At 49.7% G+C, this 21,674-nt stretch carries 17 protein-coding genes; 6 read left to right on the top strand and 11 right to left on the bottom strand.

Annotation, left to right across the window (positions count from 1 at the left end; translation table 11 throughout):
• Positions 1-25: 25 nt before the first annotated feature.
• From AM1_RS19735 to AM1_RS19720, 4 genes are all read left to right on the top strand, one after another.
• The gene (locus tag AM1_RS19735; protein WP_012164663.1) at positions 26-1,273 is read left to right on the top strand and encodes a coiled-coil domain-containing protein; all 1,248 of its coding nucleotides are present in this window, start codon (positions 26-28) and stop codon (positions 1,271-1,273) included.
• An 88-nt stretch (positions 1,274-1,361) separates the two neighbouring features.
• Positions 1,362-2,033, top strand: a complete 672-nt coding sequence (purN, locus tag AM1_RS19730) for a phosphoribosylglycinamide formyltransferase (protein WP_012164662.1) — start codon at positions 1,362-1,364, stop codon at positions 2,031-2,033.
• A 151-nt stretch (positions 2,034-2,184) separates the two neighbouring features.
• Positions 2,185-2,994, top strand: coding sequence for a pseudouridine synthase (locus AM1_RS19725; protein ID WP_012164661.1), 810 nt, complete (start codon positions 2,185-2,187; stop codon positions 2,992-2,994).
• Positions 2,975-3,799 carry a helix-turn-helix domain-containing protein gene (locus AM1_RS19720; protein WP_012164660.1) on the top strand — a complete coding sequence of 275 codons (825 nt, stop codon included), beginning with the start codon at positions 2,975-2,977 and terminating at the stop codon, positions 3,797-3,799. The genes AM1_RS19725 and AM1_RS19720 overlap by 20 nt, the downstream gene beginning before the upstream one ends.
• Here AM1_RS19720 and AM1_RS19715 read toward each other — a convergent pair.
• Both AM1_RS19715 and AM1_RS19710 read right to left on the bottom strand, forming a co-directional pair.
• On the bottom strand, positions 3,796-5,190 hold the full coding sequence (locus tag AM1_RS19715; RefSeq protein ID WP_012164659.1) for a phospholipid carrier-dependent glycosyltransferase: 1,395 nt from the start codon (positions 5,188-5,190) through the stop codon (positions 3,796-3,798). The two genes, AM1_RS19720 and AM1_RS19715, sit on opposite strands and share 4 nt — an antisense overlap.
• Positions 5,191-6,411 (bottom strand): HhoA/HhoB/HtrA family serine endopeptidase, encoded by a 1,221-nt coding sequence (locus AM1_RS19710; protein ID WP_012164658.1) that lies wholly within the window; start codon positions 6,409-6,411, stop codon positions 5,191-5,193.
• Between the two features lie 116 nt (positions 6,412-6,527).
• Between AM1_RS19710 and queF the strand changes: the two genes are divergently transcribed.
• On the top strand, positions 6,528-6,962 hold the full coding sequence (queF, locus tag AM1_RS19705) for a preQ(1) synthase (RefSeq protein ID WP_012164657.1): 435 nt from the start codon (positions 6,528-6,530) through the stop codon (positions 6,960-6,962).
• Between the two features lie 3 nt (positions 6,963-6,965).
• Here the strand turns inward: queF and AM1_RS19700 are convergent, their stop codons facing one another.
• From AM1_RS19700 to AM1_RS19665, 8 genes are all read right to left on the bottom strand, one after another.
• The gene (locus tag AM1_RS19700; RefSeq protein ID WP_012164656.1) at positions 6,966-7,526 is read right to left on the bottom strand and encodes a GNAT family N-acetyltransferase; all 561 of its coding nucleotides are present in this window, start codon (positions 7,524-7,526) and stop codon (positions 6,966-6,968) included.
• Between the two features lie 4 nt (positions 7,527-7,530).
• Entirely contained in the window at positions 7,531-8,325 is a 795-nt protein-coding gene (gene larB, locus AM1_RS19695; protein ID WP_012164655.1) for a nickel pincer cofactor biosynthesis protein LarB, read from the bottom strand.
• Positions 8,326-8,370: 45 nt separating this feature from the next.
• Complete coding sequence (locus tag AM1_RS19690; RefSeq protein ID WP_238549021.1) at positions 8,371-9,054, bottom strand: neutral zinc metallopeptidase; 684 nt, start codon at positions 9,052-9,054, stop codon at positions 8,371-8,373.
• 182 nt (positions 9,055-9,236) lie between these two features.
• On the bottom strand, positions 9,237-10,661 hold the full coding sequence (gene pntB, locus AM1_RS19685) for a Re/Si-specific NAD(P)(+) transhydrogenase subunit beta (RefSeq protein ID WP_012164653.1): 1,425 nt from the start codon (positions 10,659-10,661) through the stop codon (positions 9,237-9,239).
• Between the two features lie 80 nt (positions 10,662-10,741).
• Positions 10,742-12,358, bottom strand: coding sequence for a Re/Si-specific NAD(P)(+) transhydrogenase subunit alpha (pntA, locus tag AM1_RS19680; protein ID WP_012164652.1), 1,617 nt, complete (start codon positions 12,356-12,358; stop codon positions 10,742-10,744).
• 790 nt (positions 12,359-13,148) lie between these two features.
• Positions 13,149-13,643, bottom strand: a complete 495-nt coding sequence (locus tag AM1_RS19675) for a pentapeptide repeat-containing protein (RefSeq protein ID WP_012164651.1) — start codon at positions 13,641-13,643, stop codon at positions 13,149-13,151.
• Between the two features lie 197 nt (positions 13,644-13,840).
• A complete protein-coding gene (locus AM1_RS19670; protein ID WP_012164649.1) occupies positions 13,841-14,386 on the bottom strand; it encodes a dihydrofolate reductase family protein in 546 nt (181 codons plus the stop codon).
• A gap of 146 nt (positions 14,387-14,532) precedes the next feature.
• Complete coding sequence (locus tag AM1_RS19665) at positions 14,533-16,146, bottom strand: rhomboid family intramembrane serine protease (RefSeq protein WP_012164648.1); 1,614 nt, start codon at positions 16,144-16,146, stop codon at positions 14,533-14,535.
• A gap of 260 nt (positions 16,147-16,406) precedes the next feature.
• On the opposite strand from AM1_RS19665, the gene AM1_RS19660 reads away from it, so the two are divergent.
• Positions 16,407-19,073, top strand: coding sequence for a M16 family metallopeptidase (locus tag AM1_RS19660; protein ID WP_148215782.1), 2,667 nt, complete (start codon positions 16,407-16,409; stop codon positions 19,071-19,073).
• Here the strand turns inward: AM1_RS19660 and AM1_RS19655 are convergent.
• Positions 19,070-21,616: a two-partner secretion domain-containing protein gene (locus tag AM1_RS19655; RefSeq protein ID WP_083776730.1), complete on the bottom strand. Its 2,547-nt coding sequence runs from the start codon at positions 21,614-21,616 to the stop codon at positions 19,070-19,072. The two genes, AM1_RS19660 and AM1_RS19655, sit on opposite strands and share 4 nt — an antisense overlap.
• Between the last annotated feature and the right edge of the window lie 58 nt (positions 21,617-21,674).

Raw genomic sequence — 21,674 nt, 5'->3', positions numbered from 1 at the left:
ACGGTCAACTTGTGGGAGCCTTACGTTGGCAGAGCAACTAGAAATCAATTGGGTAAATCAGGGTGCCACTGAAGGCACCTCACAGTCCCAAACTGCCGTGGGAGTGGAAGAAGCCGTTGTCATACCGCAGGAGTTGTCAGAGATGTCCCTTGAGATTTCCCCTGCTGAAGTAGAGGACAATGCCCCTGCGACGAAAACGGACCAAGAAACCACTGGTCCCCAGCAAAGAATTCAGCTTTTAGAACAAGCCTTAGAACAATGTCAGCTATATATTGACGAACTGAAGTCCAAATTAATGGATCAAGCCTTTTTGGAAGAACAATTGGCGACAACCGAAGAGTTTTCCCATATTCAGAAACAAGCGGTTATTACTCTGCAAGATCAGCTCACCAATCGAGAGCAAATCCAGCAAGAGCTGGAAAATTTGCGACAAGCCAAGATCGATTTAACCAATCGGTTGGCGGATAAAGATACGAGCCTGCGCTTTCAAGAAGCAGAACTATCTAAACTCCAAGATCAGTTTGCGGAAGAACGCACGGCTTTAGAACGGTTACAAGATCAAGCCGAAAGGCTATCCTTGCAAATCCAGTCGTCGCAAAAGACAGCAGTGCATGAGACCCAACAGCGGATCATTGCCCAAACGACTGCAGAGCGGCTGCGCACCCAGTTACGGGAATGTGAAGCAGATATTCAAACCTTAGAAGTGCAGCTGCAGCAAGCTCGGGAAAGCTATGCCACTCAGCAAGATATCATTGCCTCTCTGAAAAATGCGGATAAGTCGGATTCCCATAAAAACCAAGCGATTCAGAGCTTAAGTTCTAGCCTCTTAAAAGCCCAAAATAAAATCGCTGACCTAGAAACCCAGCTATCTAATCAGTCTATTGTGCAAGCGCAGTTCCAACATTCCACTCAGGAGTTTGCGGAACAGGCCCAATCTCTTCAGAAACGCTCTGAAGAATTAGAGCAGCAGGTGGCGGAGATGCAGGAACAAATTTTGCACCAGGCCCAGCAGGCCAGTGAGTATGAAACTGCGGTCCAACATTGGAAAGATCGCTCTTTTACGGCCGAGCAAACCGTTGCCCAGATGAAGCAAATCCTCGAACATTTGTTGGCGGATCGCAAAGGTCCTGAGTTGCCTTTACCAGAAAAATTGGATGATGCGATCGCAGCCCTGTCTCAAACTTGTTTGTCTGAAGATACAGCCACAACTCGCAAGAATATCAAGCTTGATTTACCTGCCTTATTACACCGCTGGCGGAATACCAAAACTTGATTCTGTTGTAAGTTCTGATTTTGCCTAAGATCCCTGGGGTATTCCCGCAGTATTTTAGACAGGCACTGACCCTGGCTTCTCCAACCCTATGAGTTTTTCTGCTTCAGAATCTGTGTCTCCAGCTCTGGTCTCTCCTGATGAGATATCCCTAGAGAAGTTATCTTCGTCTCCCCCTCTAAAACTGGGGATTATGGCCTCGGGAACCGGGAGTAACTTTGTTGCGATCGCAGATGCCATTGCCCAACATCATCTGGCCGCCCACATCCAGGTGGTTATTTATAACAATCCCGATGCCCCCGTTGCCCAGCGGGCCCAGGAACGTCAGATCCCCACCCACCTCATCAATCATCGCCATTTTTCAACGCGGGAGGTCTTTGATCAGCAGATCGTTGACCGTTTGCGAGAGGCAGACGTGGACTGGGTCGTTATGGTGGGATGGATGCGTCGAGTCACTCAAGTTCTGATTGACGCTTTCCCGGATCGCATGATCAATATTCACCCCAGTCTTTTACCTAGTTTTCCAGGGATACGAGCCATTGAGCAGGCCCTTGAGCATCAGGTCAAAATTTCAGGCTGCACGGTGCATATCGTTCGCTTAGAAGTTGACAGCGGCCCCATTTTGATTCAAGCGGCAGTTCCGGTTTATCCCGAAGACACCCCAGCCAGCTTACATCGACGCATTCAAATTCAAGAACACCGCATTATTGTCCAAGCCATTGCCCAGCTGATTCAGAACCGTCTCACCCCTTGCCGCCAATAAAAAACTAAGCAGATGCAAGATCTCTCATCTATGATTAGGCTTATTTCTTTCTTGAGAAAATAAATAAAGAGCTGATTCTGTCGTTATGTCTCACTATATGGCTACCTCCATTTCTAGTCGTTAGAATTGGGAAATCAATCCTCAACCATTTATGGAAATCCGGCTACAGAAATTGTTATCTCAATGGGGCGTTGCCTCACGCCGTCAGGCAGAACAATTAATCTTAGCGGGACAGGTTCAGCTCAACGGACACACAGCTGAATTAGGCCAAAAAGCCGATCCTGATCAAGATCAAATTACTCTCAACGGCCAGATTCTCAATCCCACGGATCGCCCTCAACCACTCTATTTACTGGTGAACAAACCGAAAGGCGTTGTTTCCACTTGTCAAGATCCCCAACATCGACGAACCGTGTTGGAGCTGCTGCCTAAAACCTATCAACAAGGACAAGGGCTGCATCCGGTCGGACGACTGGATGTTGCCTCTACCGGGGCATTGCTCTTAACCAATGATGGACAACTCACCTTTGCCCTGACCCACCCGCGATTCCATATCGCCAAGACCTATCAAGTTTGGATAGAGGGATGCCCGCCCCCTGAAATCCTAGATCGATGGCGTCAAGGAATTCACCTAGATGGCCGAACAACCTTACCCGCCCAAGTTGAGATCCTAAAGCCTTACCAAAGCCATACCAATTCCATTTGTTTAGAGGTTATTCTACAGGAAGGGAGGAATCGTCAAATTCGTCGAATTGCTGAACAACTGGGCTATCCGGTGCGTAAATTACACCGAACCCAGATTGGTTCAATATCCTTGCACTCACCATCAGGTAAACTATTACCCCAGGGACGCTATCGGTCGTTAACAGCTTCAGAAATGAAGAATTTGCGACGTTTGATCAAAGTTAGGAGCAGTATAAGCCCAAGAAGGAGTTCTCCCTATGAATCCGCTCGAAGTTGAGCCAGATTTAACGCAAAAGCTGGCAGAGATCGGTACTCGCTTGCGTGAAGCACGCCAGGCCCAGGACACCTCCTTAGAAGAGATTTCTGGGAAAACCATGATCCCGACCCGCCTGCTATCAGCCATTGAAGAAGGCCGGGTGGATAGTCTACCGGAAGCGATTTATACTCGCGGGTTTATTCGCCGATTTGGAGACAGCGTGGGCTTAAATGGCTCCAATCTAGCGGACGTCTATTCAGGCAACTTAAGTCAAGATCAGCTCGAAACTGAGACAAAGACCAAAAAGCGGAAGCTGCGCATTGGTGGGCTGAGAGGTGGCTTACGTCCTGTGCACTTATATGTCCTCTATATCGCCCTGATTATGTCTGCAGGGGTCGGGCTATCCTACCTCACCAATCCTTCAGCCGTTACTTCGGCTGGCGACTCACCCGATACGGCAGGGGCCATCAACCCTAAGCCTGAATCCGAAACGAAGGATGACGCTGAAGCGCCCAAGAATACATCTGCTAAACCTGTTGCAGATCCCACCGCTACAAATAATCCTGAGACGGTTCGAGTAGACCTCACCATCAAAGAGGCATCTTGGATGGAGATTGTGGTGGATGGCGAAGTCAGCTACGAAGGCATCTTATCTCCAGGGACCAATAAAACTGTGGTGGCGAAGAAGGAACTAGTGATTAAGGCTGGCAATGCTGGCGGCGTTATGATGGCCGTCAATAAAAAACCCGCCCAACTTATGGGAGAGCCTGGCGCCATTGAAGAAGTCAAGTTGGAACCCGAAGCCCTAACCAGTCAATCGACTTAACCCTTGGCTCTTAAAAGTCGCCACATCATGGGCGATATCGGTAGCCCTAAGAAAATCGGTAAACAGATTACAAAGCTAACTAGGCTAAGCACTAGTACAGCCACAGCCAGCCGCCGCATCCACTTGTTTGAGACCCGCAGCCAACCCTCGATATACCAGGCCAAGGCGAGGCTGGTAAACATGGATGCGGGCATATAGTGGTACAAAAACGTACATCGACTCACCCCCACCCAAGGCAAAAAATTAGCCAAATAGTTCACGCCCAAATATAGAGAAATCCAACTCTGTTCATCAGAAGAGTGGCTAGTTGGATAAAGCCCTTTAATATGTCGAACTCGGTTGTGATGGATCTGTAACCTTCCCAAGACTAATAAGGCGCAGATAGCAATGGTGCTCGACCACCATAGAAAGGGGTTGCCAATCGCATACACACTGTAAATCCATTTCACCGCATCTTGAGGCAAAGGAGGACCCGTGACGGGCAACGGTTCTAGAGTGCTTTGGGTAACTTGATAAAAATAGCTAATGGGCTTGAGCAGTAAAGGCCAGGTATACCAAGACGAACAGTAGGGATGGACCTCATCTCCTCCGACTCGCCGATGGTAGTTAAAGATTTCTTGATGGACCTGCCAAAGGTTAAATTCAGGGTTTTGAGCTAAATGGGGAAGCCATAAAATGCCGTAGACAAAGAGTGCGATCGCAGGCAGATACACAAACATCTGCAGCCAGGATAGCTCTGATAATTTTTGAAGGGGTAATCGTCGCTTTGGGGTCTCTGACGATCCCAACCATATCTGACCGCCTTTCGCCACCAACCACAGCAGATAAAGGCCGAGTAAAAGCCCTAAGCCATTCCATTTGACGGCTATCGCTGCCCCAAAACTAATACCCGCAGCTGCCAGCCACCCATTCCGCTGCATCCCTTGATGGTTGAGGGAGATTAAGACCAACCAATGGGCCAACAGACCAAAAAATAGGATGTGGACATTGAGCAGGGCATACCGTGATTCCACCAAAAGGAGACCATCTAAACTCGCTAAGACAGCGGTGATCAAAGCATAGCTGGGGCGCTTGCAGAGTTGATAGGCAATGCCCGACAGGATCAGCGGAATCGTAGCCCCAATCAGAGCATTCATCCATCGAAATCCCCAAGTGTTAAAGCCCTTGAGGGCGATGCCCAAGGCAATTAAATACTTGCCTAACGGAGGATGAGCATCAAAAAATTCCGTTTGGGTGAGGTAGTTATGGCCAAACTTTGCAAAGTAGACCTCATCAAACACGAGGGTATTAAACCGTTCTAATCCCCAAAAACGGAAGGCTAAGGCAAAGATCCAAACGCAACTGATTCCTATCCAAAACCACAGGGGAGGGCGAGATAAAGATACGCTCATCTAGGCCGCATTTTCCAGGGCTGCTGTCCGCACAGCAATCTGCTGAGTGCGTTCACCACGCTTGAGGACAAGCTGTAGATTTTGGCCGACTTGAGTATTTTCGACAAACATCTGCATGTCATTGGCACTCTTAATCGGTTGACCGTCCACCGACACAATCACATCCCCCCAACGGATACCAGCCTTAGCTGCCGGTGTATCGGGGAAAACTTTCATCACTAGAGCACCATCAATTTCAGGCAAGATAAAGGGAGAGTTGGGATCTTTATTGTTTTCCTGAGCCTGCTCTGGGGTAAGGGTCGTCATTTGGACACCGACGTAGGGATAAGCAATTTTCTCACCCCGAACAAGCTGGTCTTTGAGACTTTTAGCTTTATTAATGGGAATGGCAAACCCAATGCCCATGGCATCGGCGCGAATAGCGGTATTGATCCCAATCACTTCACCTACATCACTTAATAGGGGACCGCCGGAGTTACCGGGATTAATTGCAGCATCCGTCTGAATAAAGTCCAGTCGCTTGCCGGGGATGCCCACCTCAGCACTGGTACGGTGCAGGGTACTGATAATCCCCAACGTCACGGTGTTGTCTAAGCCAACGGGGTTACCCACAGCAATGGCCCAATCCCCCACCTGGGCTTGATCCGAATTACCTAAGGCGGCAACGGGCAGCGAATCTTTGACTCCTTTCAGCTTGACGACGGCTAAATCGGAGACTTCATCGACTCCGCGGACATCACCTTCAAAAATTCGGCCGTCCTTGAGGGTAACGGAAACGGTATCGGCTTTGCTGACCACATGGGCATTGGTAAGAATAATGCCGGAACTCTCAATAATGAACCCGGATCCTTGCCCTCGAAGCCGATCTTCTCGGGGACTGCGGGGATACCCTTCGGGACCAAAGAAATCGCGTAAAAAGGGATCATCGAAAAAGGGATCGGCAGCAGGACGAACCACGGTCCGTTCCGTATCAATCCTAACGACGGTATCTCCCACCTTTTGCACCACATCTGAAATAAAGTTATGGGGGGCTCCAGTGGTTGCACTGGTGAGGATCTTAGCAGCAGGGCTAGCAGGAGCGACTTCTGCCTGGGCAGGCAACATCAATCCCAGGGTCAGGCCCATAACCAACACCGCCGAGAGAACTCTCTTGAGCCATTCAGGCCGCTGTATTGGCCTGGGAAAAGAGCATAATTCTGGAAAGAACTTTGAGAAAAGCATTTTCATGGGTTTCTTGCTGCTTTGCTGCCACCGTCTACGCTATAACAAGTTTAGTCGTTTCTAACTGTAACCTTCTTAAATAGCAGTGGGGTGACCCACACTTGCTACCAAACCTCATGAGCCAATCTCCCATCCAAAATCCTACTTCTGACCCCAACGCCCAGTCTGTACAAGAGACTTCAGAATCCAAATATGGGGAACGCCAAATTGCAGAAGGAACACTGATTACTTTCCCGAACCCTCGCGTGGGACGTCGTTATGATATTCACATTACGCTGCCAGAATTTACCTGCAAATGCCCGTTTTCTGGATATCCTGATTTCGCCACCATTCATCTCACCTATGTCCCAGATCAGCGCGTTGTGGAGCTGAAAGCGTTAAAACTCTACATCAACAGCTATCGCGACCGCTATATTTCCCATGAGGAATCTGTGAACCAAATTTTGGATGATATTGTGGCCGCCTGTGATCCCTTGGAGATCACGGTAAAAGGTGACTTCCTGCCCAGAGGAAACGTTCACACAGTGATTGAAGTCCACCACCAAAAATAGAGATTAGGGTTTAGGCGTGATCGCTTTCGCCATGTAAATATCCGGCTTACCCCGTCCATTGGCATCCGGCATCACCCCAACAACCGAAAATCCACACTTTTGGTAGAACTCATAGGGGTGCTGATGCAGGTTTTGAAGCTGGGCCAGATGTTCCAGCACATTGGGGTAGAGGTTGGCATGACTCAAATTCGTTTGGCCGGTCTCATCATCAGTCCCCACCCAGAGGGTCAAGCCACCCCGTTGCTGCACGCAGGTTTCTAAATCGGCGACTAAGCGACGCCCCCACCCTTGGCCCCGCTCTGATGCCTTAACGACCAGGGGATGCAGCTCCCAAACATGGCCCGCATACCTGGGCAGGCCGCCAATCCAACCCAGGACCTGTTCTTCCCGGTTGATCGCAATCCGACTAATCCGACCTGGCTGTAAAGATGCTTGTACTTCTAGCAGACCAGCCTCTAGATGGGGCCAAGCCTCGGGCCAATTTTCACGAAAGCCATCCACCAACAAAGTCGCGACGTCCCTGTGAATCTGAGGATGATCGGGGGGTAAATCGAGAATGGGCATCTATCTACTCAGACTTTTCCGACTGTGAAGTCTGGAGCTGAACGGCTGTCCTCAAAATCTGACCCGCTAACATGGCCGCACCAAACCCATTGTCAATATTGACCACACCAATACCAGGGGCGCAGGAATTCAGCATCGTTAGTAGGGGGGCTAGGCCGTTAAAGCTGGCCCCATAACCAATGCTCGTAGGAACGGCAATGACGGGACAGTCGACTAAACCCGCCACCACGCTGGCTAAGGCTCCTTCCATCCCTGCCACGACGATCAGGACATCCATGGATGCGATCTCATCTCGGCAACTCAACAACCGATGAATACCCGCCACTCCCACATCCCAAAATCGAGTCACCTCATATCCCCAGAGAGTTGCCACCACAGCCGCTTCTTCCGCAACGGCTTGATCGGCAGTCCCCGCAGATACAATCCCCATCTGACCGGGATGTTTCGAGGTCTCTGGTAATGGGGTCGTGGAACAAATTCTGGCTTTGTCAAAGTACTGGAGCTGGGGCAAGGCTGGCTGCAGCTGGGCAAAGACCTCAGGTTCTATCCGCGTGGCAATCACACAATCGGCCTGGGCCTCCATGGTTTTGAAAATCTCGATCATTTGCTTAGGGGTTTTGCCTGGCCCCCAAATCACCTCAGGGAAACCCGTTCGCAAGGTTCGATGGTGATCAATTTTGGCAAAATCACCGACGGGTTCATAGGCGAGGTACTTCAGCTTTTTCAAGGCTAGGTCTGGGCTGACCTCACCCGTGGAAATAGCCGTTAGCAGTTGAGCAAGGGTGTCAGGTTGGGTCACAAGCTTAAAACTATTGAGTCAGTAACAGATCACAGAAGAGTTAGACTAACGCCTAAGCCTCATCACGGTATATCTTAAGCAACTCCTGAACCCGTTTCTATAGCCAGTCCGAAAGGCCTGAGCCCGCTGAGCACGAGTGCCGTGGGTATTGGGATTAAAGCGAGCATGACCACTGGAGTAGGACTGATAGTAGCCTTCCTTGGCATCATTGGGATCAAGCAGGCCTTTACGACTCGCATATTGGGCATAAACCCCCGCAAAACAGTCCGCCTGCAGCTCTTCTTGGTATAGGTAGCGATTGAGGCGACTTAGCCCGAGCTGGCGCTGAACCGCATGACCATATTCATGGGCCATGATTGTAATCGCAGCAAAATCTCCCCAGCGCCGATCAGCCCGGACTAAAAACGGGATATTGAGGTAGATGCCATGATCACGAGGGCAGTAGAGGGCATTAAAGGGACCAGAGATGCCACAGGCCGTGCGGACCGCCCGATAGTATGTGTAGGATTTGGGGCGATACCATTTACGACCCATTTGCCGAAACGCCTCATCCCAAAAGGCATTAATATCTGAATTCGCAAAATTGACTTTTTGGCGCAGGGTTTGGCTGGTAGCGGGTTGAGATGCCGTCAAGCCCAGCCCTGTGGCCAAACTTACTGAGAGCAGCAGCGAGGGTACAAGCCTACGTCGATTAAAGGACCAATGTTCCTGAGCAAGGCTGGAAAGCATAGGGCTAGTGAGAGATTCAGAGGATATTAATTAACAGTGTAGACGGTATTTTTATCTAGAAAGTTCACTGTCTTTTCTGGAAGGTTTTGTGTCAAAAGCAGAGGTTTATCCATAAAAAAAGTAGAGAACACCTAATAGAAACAGGCATTCTCTACTTTAGGCAGAATATTGAGTCAGAGCCGTTAAGCGGCGACGGCTGTCTTGGTCTTGGTAGCAGCGAGTTGCCCTAAGATAGCATCAACGTTTTGACGAGCATCTCCAAACAGCATTTCGGTGTTGTCATTGTAGAACAAGGGATTGTCAACCCCTGCATACCCGCTGGACATCCCTCGCTTCATCACCACAACATTCTCAGCATTCCAGACTTCTAGCACGGGCATACCGGCTATGGGACTTTCAGGATCACTGAGGGCGCTGGGATTAACCGTATCATTAGCCCCAATCACCAGCACGAGATCGGTTTCGGCGAAATCATCGTTAATTTCGTCCATTTCCAGCACGATATCGTAAGGCACATTGGCTTCTGCCAGCAGCACGTTCATATGACCCGGTAGCCGACCTGCGACCGGGTGAATACCAAAGCGGACATTGGTGCCCTGATCCCGCAGGATCTTAGTGATTTGAGCCACGGGATGCTGAGCCTGAGCCACGGCCATGCCATAGCCTGGGGCAATAATCACGTTCTTGGCATTTTTGAGCAATTCCACTGTGTCATCAACTGTGGTGGAGGTGGCTTCACCAACTGGACCATCCGCTGACTTGGAGCCGCCTTTCGGTGCTGCGCCAAATCCACCCAGAATCACGCTGAAGAACCCTCGGTTCATGGCTTTACACATGATGTAGCTGAGGATAGCGCCGCTACTGCCCACTAGGGCACCGGTGATAATCAAGAGGTCATTCCCCAACATAAAGCCAGCTGCAGCAGCCGCCCAGCCGGAATAGCTGTTGAGCATGGAGATCACCACAGGCATATCTGCACCGCCGATTGCCGCCACCAAATGGATACCCAACAGACTTGCGATCGCAGTCATGATCAGTAAGGGTTGCAAACCACTGGTACCTGCCGCACCCATAAACTGAGCACCCAGAATCACCGAACCCACCAACATGCCAATATTCAGGAAATGGCGGGCGGGCAACATCAACGGCTTACTGCCAATAATGGCTCGCAGTTTGGCAAAGGCAATAATCGACCCGGTAAAGGTAACCGCGCCAATAAAGACGCCCAGGTAAATTTCGATATGGTGAATGGCTTCTTCACCACCAGATAAGCCTGATTCTGGTTGCAGGTAGTTGGCAATGCCGACTAGAACCGCAGCTAAGCCGACAAAGCTATGTAAGATAGCCACCAATTCAGGCATGGAGGTCATGGCTACACGCGACGCCACAATCGCGCCAATAATGCCACCGGGAATGACCACGGCAGCCAGGGTGCTATAGCTAGTCACTTCGGCACTGAGGGCCGTTGCGCCTAAGGCAATCACCATGCCGAGAATGCCGTAAACATTGCCCTTGCGAGCGGTTTCCTGATTCGACAAACCGGCCAAACTCAAGATAAATAATGCACTTGCCGCGATGTAAGCCACGGTGACAAGGCTATTGGTCATAGTGGACTCCTAAAAAAGGGATAGTCGCTGTCCTAGCCAGTTGAGGACAGCGGAAAGAGGTGTGGAAAATAGAACAGAGACTAACGGCGGAACATTTGCAGCATCCGTTGGGTAACGAGGAATCCCCCGGCGATGTTGATGGTGCCGACTAGGATTGCGATCGCACCCAGTATCGTGGTCGGTGAACCCAAGGGACCCGAGATTTGCAGCATGCCCCCGAGAATAATGATGCCGCTAATAGCGTTAGTGACACTCATCAAAGGCGTATGCAACGCAGGGGCCACATTCCAAATCACCTGCCAACCCACAAAACAGGCCAACACAAACACGGTGAAGTGAGTCAGGAAAGAAGGAGGAGCGGTTAAGCCAATGCCAAATAAGGCTGCACCCACTGCAATCAAGGGGAGCCATTGGCCAATCACCGATTTTTCTTTTACTTCCGGCTCAGCGGGCATTGCGGGTTGCTTAGCCTCGGCAGCAGGCTTAGGGGGAGAAGGCTGACTGACTTGAGGTGGGGGCCAAGTGATTTTGCCCTCTTGCAGAACGGTTGCGCCTCGCACCACTTCGTCTTCAAAGTCAATTTTGTAGTCTTCAGCGCCACCCATATCCTTAAGCAAATGGCACAGGTTGTTGCCATAGAGCTGACTTGATTGGTTGGCCATGCGGCTGGGCAAATCCGTCAGACCAACAATCGTCACACCATGATGTTGATAAACTTCGTTCGGTCGGGTGACTTCGCAGTTGCCCCCCTGCTCTGCTGCCATATCCACGACGACAGAGCCTTCCTTCATGCTCTCCACCATATCTTTGGTAATCAGCAACGGCGCTTTCTTACCTGGGATCAAGGCAGTGGTAATGATGATATCTACTTCTTCAGCTTGCTGAGCAAACAGCTCCATTTCAGCAGCAATAAACTCAGGGCTCATGGTTTTGGCATAGCCCCCTGCTCCGGTGCCATCTTCCTCAAATTCCAGCTCTAGGAATTCAGCCCCCATACTTTGCACCTGTTCTTTGACCACAGGTCGAGTATCGAAGGAGCGAACCACAGCGCCTAAACCTCGAGCTGCACCAATTGCGGCAAGACCGGCAACACCAGCTCCAATCACGAGCACTTTAGCGGGAGGAACTTTCCCCGCAGCGGTGATTTGTCCAGTAAAAAAGCGACCAAAGTTATTCGCCGATTCCACCACAGCCCGATAGCCGGCAATATTGGCCATGGAGCTCAGGGCATCCATTTTCTGAGCGCGGCTAATTCGAGGGATCGCATCCATCGCCAGAACATTGGCTTTTTGCTCAGCTAACTGCTTCAATAAGTCTTCGTTTTGAGCAGGCCAAATAAAGCTGATTAGGGTTTTGCCTTCATTTAAAAGTTCTGCTTCATGGCGATTCAGGGTAGGGTGCATCTGGGGTGCCCGCACCTTGAGAATAATATCGGCGGTTTCCCAGAGTTGAGTGGTATCTGCCACGACTTGGCAGCCAGCCTGTTGATAGACCTGATCGGAAAACGTGGCACCAGCGCCTGCTTTAGATTCCACTAAGACTTCAAATCCCATTTTTTGCAGGGTTTTAGCCGTATCGGGGGTCGCTGCGACTCGGCGCTCGCCGGGAAAGACTTCTTTCGGGATGCCGATTTTTAGGCCTGTTTTTGGATCTTGAGGGTTATCAGCGTTCGCTAATTTCTTGTCGGCAACAGTCATGAATGCTCCTTGCGGTGGTAAGTCTTCAACGGAAACTAAAAATTACGGTGCGTCTGACCTCCCTAGGAATATAGAGGCGGGATATAGTTTTCAAAAAACTCAATGGTTCACAGAGATGATCAATGCCCTCCGAATAATTGTCCTGAGAGCGGTTTAGCTTCTTTGCCACAGACAGAAAATGCAGTTCCGAGAGCGATCGAACTAGAAAGCGGAAGTGAGACGTGAACAACGAGTTTTGGAAATTTTGCCAAGGGATTGAAGCGTAATCAGCGCAAGGCTTTACTAACTGGACTTAACACTAACCAAAGGATGGGTTCACCTAATAAAAAGCACATACTAATGTATTAAAATCCTAAGCTTGATCCCCAAAATTAGGCGACATTCTTTAACTTGTCTTATAAATTCTTTGTTCTGCTTTGTAGAGTGTTGTGTGAATGGCAGTTGGTACTGCTACAGTAATTTCTCTAAACCAACCGACACAGACTCTTCAAGCTAAAAACCTATCCATTCGTAACCCTAGCCCAACCAGGAGGCTCAAGGGATAAATCAACAACCGCATACAAAGTTAGCCTGCGGAAAACGCCCATTCCGCAGGCCTGTTCAGCAGATGAGATAAGCCAAAGTCAATTCAACCAGCCTGCCACAAGAAAATCCAGAACTACCTTGGCCATTAAAGACCAGTCTCTCAACATTGGCTGGGTAATCGTTGGCAGTGGCGTACCAAAAAATTCCCTGCTACCCAAGATTTATTAGGTAGCAGGGAGTAGGGCAACTTCTATTTCTAATTTCGTTAAGGGCAACCCAATGAATCGCGAGTATCAACTCCTGTGACAGGATTCACACCACTGGCCGTCTCGCAGAGGATCTTGACTTGGTCCTTATCAATCACGGCAAAACTAAAGTCAGCATCCGTAACGGTAGCATCGCGAAGACTGGACTGCAGTAGCATCGCTTCCGTTAAGATGGCTCCACTGAGGTCGGCTTCTGCAAAGCTGCTCAGATAGGCCATTCCACCGGTCATATCTACGTTTTTTAGACTGGCACCTGTTAAGTCAACCCCATTGAACACGACAGCTGTGAGGTCAGCCTCGCTAAAATTGGCCCCCGCCAATTGATTATTACTGAATTCAGCCTCTCGTAAGTCTTGCCCCGAAAAATCTTGGGTGACAATGTCCTCATCATCAATTGCGCGAGTTGCGGCAGAACTGGCGGCATGAGCAGGTAAAGGCAGTAATAAAAACAATGCTAAAAGCGTACATAAAATAGCGGTGCGAATCCGGAACATATTTTCTAAGTTTCTAAAGTCAATTTCTAGAGTAAGGCGAGAGCTAAAGGCCCCTTTGACAAAACTTAATACAAATTGGTCCCTTTGGCACGCGCTCCCAAGAAAATCTCAGCCTTAGTACCAGGAATGCCAAAGAACTTTTCAAAAGCCCAACGCTTACTCGTCCATGTTGAGAGCCATAGCGTCATCGCTTTACTTCAATTCGCTGCATCGTAAAGGACGTTATAGAACAACAACACTAGCCCATTGCCGTAGATATTGTGATCCGTTAGCTGCAGACGAGTAGTGGGAATAGAGGGTTGGCCACTTGCAAATAAAGGAATTCCGGTGCCAAATAAGACTGGATTCACTTTGAGAATAATTTCATCGATATGTTGAGCCGCTAACAGCGTTTTAGCCAACTCTCCACCACCGCAGAGATAGATGTCCTGGCCAGATTCCGCTTTCAGATTGCGGACCAAGTCATTCAACTCATCCGCAACCACGGTCACAGCTTCATCTGGACTAGTGGGTAACGTTCGAGAAATGACAAACTGTTTCATATGCGGGTAGGGATTGGTGACTCCCTCTTTGACACCCACTTCATAAGTTTTCCGTCCCATCAACACAGCATCAAACTGCTGCAAAGCCGCTAAATAATCTGAGACATGCTCTCCTTCCATCAAAAAGCCATCAAAAGAACCATCTTCATGGGCAATAAAACCATCAATCGTGGATGCAATATAGTACTTTAGTTTCCGCATAAGTGACCTTGTCATACCCTTGCGTCCTGAATCTAGACACTGATCAAAGGAAACGACAAGTCCATGCAGCAAAACATGATAATCCGCACCAGATTGATAGAGATTCCTCTTTTCATAGTTAGCCTTACCATTGAGGCCCCCTGGGTTTAGAAAGATTTCAGTGCCGTTGGCTTAGTAACAGATACCAGATCATTTAGCTTCAGTATGCAACCCACCCCAAATCCAATCACTAAACCGGAGGCATGGCCGATAAAACTCACTTGAGGAGTCACAGCATCGAAGATCATTTGGATAACCACAAACAGACCAATCAGCCTTAAACGAGTCGCTGCCACCTTAGAAGATTGCTGTCTGATAATACGCATCTGAATCGCAGCTTCAGTCCCAATCAAACCCATAATGGCTCCAGATGCCCCCACTGCTGCTGGGGTGACAAAAATACCGGTAATCGTTAATAGGGTTAATGTCAGCATTGAGCCAATCGCTGTCATCAAATACGAGACGATAAAGCGCCAAGTGCCCAACATTTTCTCCACAAACGGCCCGAGCAGCCCTAACCCAAACATATTGAGGCTAAGGTGCTCAATGCCAAAGTGCAGAAAAGCTGCTGCCAAGAGTCTCCACCAGTCCCCGGCGACCACTTCTGACGGGATAAGTGCTCCTAAGGTGTACAACGCATTGGTATCTGTCCCCAAATTGAGTCCATTCGCACGACTGCCCAGAATGACCTCAGCAACAAAGAAGGCGAGATTTATGACAATCAAGCCTAGAGTTATCGGCGACTGCCAGATCTTGACGCGTTGTCGTTCCCGATCTGGCAATTCTACGAATAAGGCATCTCCCCACACCTTTAATTGGTGGCGTGAATGATCATCTAAGGCGTCATCAACACAGGCTTGGGGATTACGCTGGCGTAGCGTATTGGCATAGAGACCATTGCCACTGGCAATCAATCGATCGAACTCTGTTTGAGCAAACTCGGTTTCACCCGCTGCCATGGCCGCTGTTGCAGTCCAAAATTGTTGGGCTGAATCCGCTATTTTCGCCAGAGGGCCTTTGAGCAAGCGAGCAACCAGTTCTGGCTGTCCACAAAAAGCAAACACGATCAGGCGACTGAAATCCCAGTAGTATTTGCTAGCAGCATTGGCCAGTTGAGGCTGGAATCGCTCTAACTCCAGAATCATCTCATTGAGGCGATTGGTCTCTCCTAGGGCCATCATGTAGGTCACCATTAGCGAAGTGCTACTCATAACCGTGACTTTGGGGATTTCCTGGGTCATCCAGTCCAAGATTCCTGGCCAATCTCCTCGAAAGCGAGAGACTTGGCAGCGAGCCACAATACTCATCAGGGATTGCGATTGGCTAAACGGTCGCAGTTTGGTTTCCGCCTCCGGCAGTTGACCCGCTTGAGCGAGTTCCATGGCATGGAGATAACGAGGCCATTGCCAAAAACTATCCATAGGATGCAACAGTCGTAGCACTTGAGCCCATTGACGCGCAGGCTTAAATCGATGCTGCCAGGCGAGTTGATTGATGCGAACCGAGCCTCGTTGAGGGATCAGGATCACGAGGAACCAAAGGGCACCACTGATGAGCCCAACATGATTGGGTAAAACTTGCTGGAGAAAGAGCGTTAATCCCAGGAGCAATGCCGCAATCAGCAGCCAACCTCTAGCCGCCTTGCCTCGTTTGAAACCAACGATTAACAAACTAATACAGGATACATAGACCATCCACAGCAACAGTTGATTGAAGTCCATTACTGCTCCTCAGAGGCTGGGTTGATGGTCATATAGGACGCTTAGCTAAACAACCGGACGTTCCTGTCATGATAATTCCCTTTGGGAGGCGGTTGTCTGACGAGCACGGTAAAAGTGGGATGGCCGTTGCCTACTGTCAATGCCTGCCCCCAAATCTTTCCCCTCAACCACAAGCGAAGGAGGTAGGCGATACTAAGATCTGAAGACTATATATTATTCCTGCGGTTTATCCTCTGTTAATCCATTTGACATCTACCAACGTGACTATTTCTAGTACCCCTGACCTACGACATGTGTTGACCAAAGACGTCAACAAAACAATCCTGGAAAATGGCTTAACAATCTTACTGAAGGAAGTGCATACGGCACCAGTCGTCAGTGTGCAAGTGTGGTATCGAGTGGGTTCCCGAAATGAGGCCTTAGGGCTCAATGGCATCACCCACCAGCTAGAACACTTGATGTTTAAAGGCACCCACTCTCGTCCAGTCCAATTTGGCAAACTCTTCAGTGCCCTGGGCAGTGCCTCCAACGCCTTTACCAGCTATGACATGACCGCCTATTACGGCACCGTGGGTAGCGACAAATTAGAAACCTTACTGATCCTGGAAGCCGACCGGATGCAGAACGTAGCGCTGACGGCTGAACATTTAGCCAGTGAAAAGCGTGTTGTGATTTCAGAGCTGCAGGGCTATGAGAATAGTCCCGACTATCGCTTAAGCAAAGCCGTGATGCAGCAGGCTTTTCCGGAGTCCAACTATGGGCTATCCGTTGGGGGAAACAAGTCGGACGTGGAGCAATTTACCCTGGATCAAGTGCAGGAATATTACCAAACCTATTACCAACCGAGTAATGCCACATTGGTGATCACGGGGGATTTTGACGAAAGTACGGTTCTAGAACAAATTCAGACCTACTTTGGTCCCATTCCTAGTCATCCAGTCGCAACGGCCCCTGCCCCCATGTCCGTGGTTACAAAAACGGCCCCTTCAGCACCGATTGTGTTGAAAGAACCTGGCAGTGCCCCTCTGCTGGATGCGGTCTACCCCATCCCTGATGCCCAACACCCAGATATTCCGGCCCTAGAGATTTTGGATTCCATTCTGTCGGCTGGGCGCAATTCACGGTTTTATCCCGCCTTAATTGAGTCTGGCTTAGCCACTAATGCCCATGCCTATGTTGCCTCCCTGATGGATGGAGGTTGGTACAACATTTCGGTGACCGCTGCTGCAGGGGAACTGTCAGAGATTGATCAGGTGGTAGAGGCAACCCTGGAGCAGCTGCGGAGCCAGCCCATTACTCTTGAAGAGCTGGAACGAGCCAAAACTCAGGTCAAGGCTGGCTTTATTCTCAGTAATCGAGAGATTGAGAATCAGGCGAGCCAGTTGGCCTATAACCAAATTGTCACCAACGATCACTGCTTTAGCGATCGCTATCTGAGGGGGATTGAAGCGGTAACCCCTACCGATGTGCAGCGAGTCGCTCAGACCTATCTCACCCCTACCCAGAGAACAGTTGGCTTATTTGAGCCCACGCAGTTAGAAGGACAACCGATGCCTGCTGGCATTCCTGCTACCCAAACGGCAGAAAACTTTACGCCCAGCGAGCCGGTGGATCCGGCTCAGGTCGCCAAATATCTGCCGGACCTGGCGACCTCCGCTGGCTCCGATACCCAGTCTTTACCGGAGCGGTGGGTTTTAGATAATGGTCTAACGGTGCTGTTACTAGAAGACCACAGTACGCCCACGGTGACCCTGAGTGGCCATATTCGGGCAGGCAATCAGTGGGACTATCTGACCTTGGGCGGGGTGGCCAGCATGACGGCTGACAACCTGATGAGCGGCACAACGAGCAAAGATGATCTAGCGATTGCTAAAGCCTTAGAGAATCGCGGGGCCAGTTTAGATTTTCTATCTCTGCGAGAAGGTGTTGATGTCTCTGGCTATGCCTTATCTCCTGACCTCCCCGTGGTGCTAGAGACCTTGGCGGACGTCCTGCAGCATGCGATCTTCCCTCAACAGCTGTTAGACTTGTCTCGTCAGCGCATGCTGACCCACCTACAGCTAGAGCTAGATGATCCAGGGGCGTTAGCCCGTCGGACCTTTCAGCAAAAAATTTATACCCAAGACCATCCATTTCATGGATTCCCCACAGCCAATAGTCTAAAGAACATCAGTAGAGAAGGGATTTTGCGGTTTTATGAGCAGCATTATCGCCCCGACAATATGATTTTGACCTTGGTGGGAGATTTTGAGGGTGCGGAGTTGCGATCGCACCTCAAACGAACCCTAGGCCAATGGCAAAATCCCCGGAGTTCTACCGCGCTCAACTTTCCTGAACCTCAGATGCCTCCTACGATCCAGCGAGTGAATGCGCCTTTACCGGGCAAAACTCAAGTGGTGACCTATATGGGCTATCCCGGTATTGAACGCCACCATTCCCTCTACTATGCGGCCATGCTCCTGAACCAAATTATCGGAGGCGATACGTTATCGAGTCGTTTAGGTACTGAAATTCGCGATCGCAAAGGACTCACCTACGGCATCTACAGCTATTTTGCCGCCGGACTCCATGCGGGTCCCTTTGCCGTACAGATGCAAACGTCTCCCGAAGATACTCAAACCGCTATTTCCAGTACCCTCGCCTTACTCAAACAAGTGAAAGCAGAAGGAATTACTCAGTCCGAACTAGAAACAGCCCAGCGCTCCATCCTCAACAGCTATCCCGTTGATCTGGCTGATCCCGATATTCTGGCCCAGCGGTTTTTGATGAATGAAGTCCTGGGCTTACCCATCGAAGAAATCCGTCACCTTCCCCAACGCATCGGTGCTGTTACCATGGCCGAGATCAATCAGGCCATTGAAGCCTTTATCCATCCTGACCGAATGGTTATTGTGTCTGCTGGTCCCGTGGATGTGATTCGGAGCTAGCAGTTGGGAGCAGAGGGTTGGAAAGCATAATGGGATGGGCCTTGACGCTGAGTTGTTAACACGGTGCGTCCCTGCTCATCCTGCTGCCAGCCTTGAGCTTCCGTAATCTCCTGCACTGGAGTATCTGTAGGCAAAGTAGCCGTCAGGTCGGAGGCAGGACTGACCTGAGACAAAGGCTCAGGATCCGTACGCAGGTCTTGCCAAACCGCCAAGGAAGACAGAGCGCTGTGGGGATTAATGGGTAACCCCCCTCGCCCAGAACGTTTAAATCGGCTTTGGTTCGCAAATTGCCGAGTTTGACATCCCCGAGCAATAGGTTGAGGAGCCTCTACCTCATCGGGTTGTTCCGCCAGGTTTTCACTGGGGTCAGCATCGGGGGTGTTGAGTTCCACCACACCATTGAGCTGAGGATTGTTTTGAGAAATCGCTGTAATATCATTTAGGTCAGTATTGCGGTCCGAGATCGCAATACCAAATAGACCTTGAGTGGTAATCGTAATTTGCCCTCCCGGCCCATTCACTGCATTCGCCGTGATATTACTATCACCGTCTAAAGGGAGAGCCGCAATCACATCAGCATTGAGATTGATATTACCTCCAGCATCCAGCCCAAACGCATTGGTGGTAATGTTGCTGCCATTATTGAGAAGCAATAGATTGGTATCGATATTGATATTGCCTGCAGGGCTTGCGACTGCATTGCTACTAATTTGGCTTTGATTCTCTAGAAATACGGAGTTAGCCGTTACGGTTAAAGCGCCAGTCTGGCCTTGAGCTACACTATTCAGCCGAATGGTTCCCCCATCCTTAACGCTTAACCTGCCAGTATCGATTTTGATATCACCAGAATCACCAGCGCTGAAGGTACCTGCATTAATTTGACTAGGAATCATACCTGACCGACTTATACCTAAAATCTCAACGGATTGAGTTGTGGTGATCAGGATATCCCCAGCTTGTCCTAAACCAAAAGTACTGGCCGTAATCACACCTCCATCCCGGATAATTAGCTTATTAGCTCGAATAATAGTATCTAAGGCATTATTTTGACTGATAGATGCTGTAGACACATTACTTGTTGAAAATCCGCTTTGACTAGACCCAACAATTTCAACGGTGCCGATAGCATTGAGGGTAATTGTTCCACCAGGGCCTAGGTTTGATCCTGCAGTCAGATTAGCGCCATCCCGTATGGTTAGATCGCCTGTATTTATGGTGATATTGCCACTAGGACCACTATTAGGGATAAAGGCACTGCGAGCATTAATTTGACTGGTACTGGTCTGGTCAATCAGGAAGTTCCGAGTCACAGGTTCAGTAAAAGGAACGGCTTCCGGGACGAATCCCAGGAGGATCGTTTCCCCCGCGACGTCAATGGAACGAGCTGCATTAATCGTGAGGTTGCCACCGAGGCCTAATCCATCGGTAGCTGCGGTAATCTTAGCGCCATCTATAACCCGTAAAGTACCCGTATTAATTTCAATAGAACTGGCCTGCCCCGCTCCTATGGTCGTTGCGAGAATAGTAGTTGTTTGGGGTAGAAAGAATCCTCTTTGGGCAATAAAGGGATCGATCGGGCTATTCGGCGAAAGATTCCCCAAAACCTCTAGCGAAGTGTCAGCATTGACGGTGATGCCACCCCCATCAAGATTCCCCAAAGTAATGGATTGCAGTCGTCCTCCCTCAGCTAAGGTGATGCGATCGCCTTGCACATTAATCAATCCACCGCCTGGACCACTGGTGTCAACAATCGCTAAATTATCAATGCGAATATCTTGAAAGCGCTGAACACCACTGTAGTTGAGTCCCCTAGATGAAGGGTTCAACTGTACCTGTTGATTCACATCAACGGCACCTAACTCAATTCGCCCCCCAGGAGCCGTTAAATTGCCTCTGATATTCACATCGCCCCCCAACAGGCTCAACATTTGACCCGGTTGAACGGTAAGGCCAGACCGTACCGTAATCGGACCTGGCTGTTGGTTAAACGCTAATCCCAGGGGCTGATTAATGGACAACAACGGTGCAGACTGGGCGGTAGGCATTGTGCTGAAAGCGTTGCCATTCGGAAATAGGATACGATTTGCTGTTGTAGCGAAAAAAGAGCCCCCCACATTCAGTTGAGCGTTGGGGCCAAACAAGATCCCCTTGGGGTTAATCAAGAATAGATTCGTGGCTCCATTGGCTCGGAGCACACCATCTACACTCGATGCCTGTCCTCCCGTAATCCGGGCAAAGATATTGGTCAGAGCAGGATTCTGATCAAAATAGACAGTCGTGCCAGGGGGCAAATCAAACTGCCGAAAGCTATGGAATAAGTTTTGCCCCGCCTGAGTCCCGCCCAGAATTCGCTGGATTGCGCCTTCTGAACGCACTTCGGAATTAATCGGCAAAGTAGCATCAGGGCGAATTTGGGCTGAAGCTGAAGGCAACAGGCCCATCCACCCTAGAACACTGATCGTTGCCCACAGCAAAGCTTTATTGAGATTGGTTTGAGCCAGGTTTAACAAGAAAAAATATATTAAATGGAGCAGGTCAGACATTAAGTCACCCACTAACTTATCAAGAGATGAAGGTTGTCACCAGTCTGATCCGAGTCAA

The organism is Acaryochloris marina MBIC11017 (assembly GCF_000018105.1).
In the GTDB taxonomy this organism is placed as follows: Bacteria; Cyanobacteriota; Cyanobacteriia; order Thermosynechococcales; family Thermosynechococcaceae; genus Acaryochloris; species Acaryochloris marina.
The sequence above is the reverse complement of the archived record's forward strand: the minus strand, read 5'-3'. Positions and strand labels throughout refer to the sequence as shown.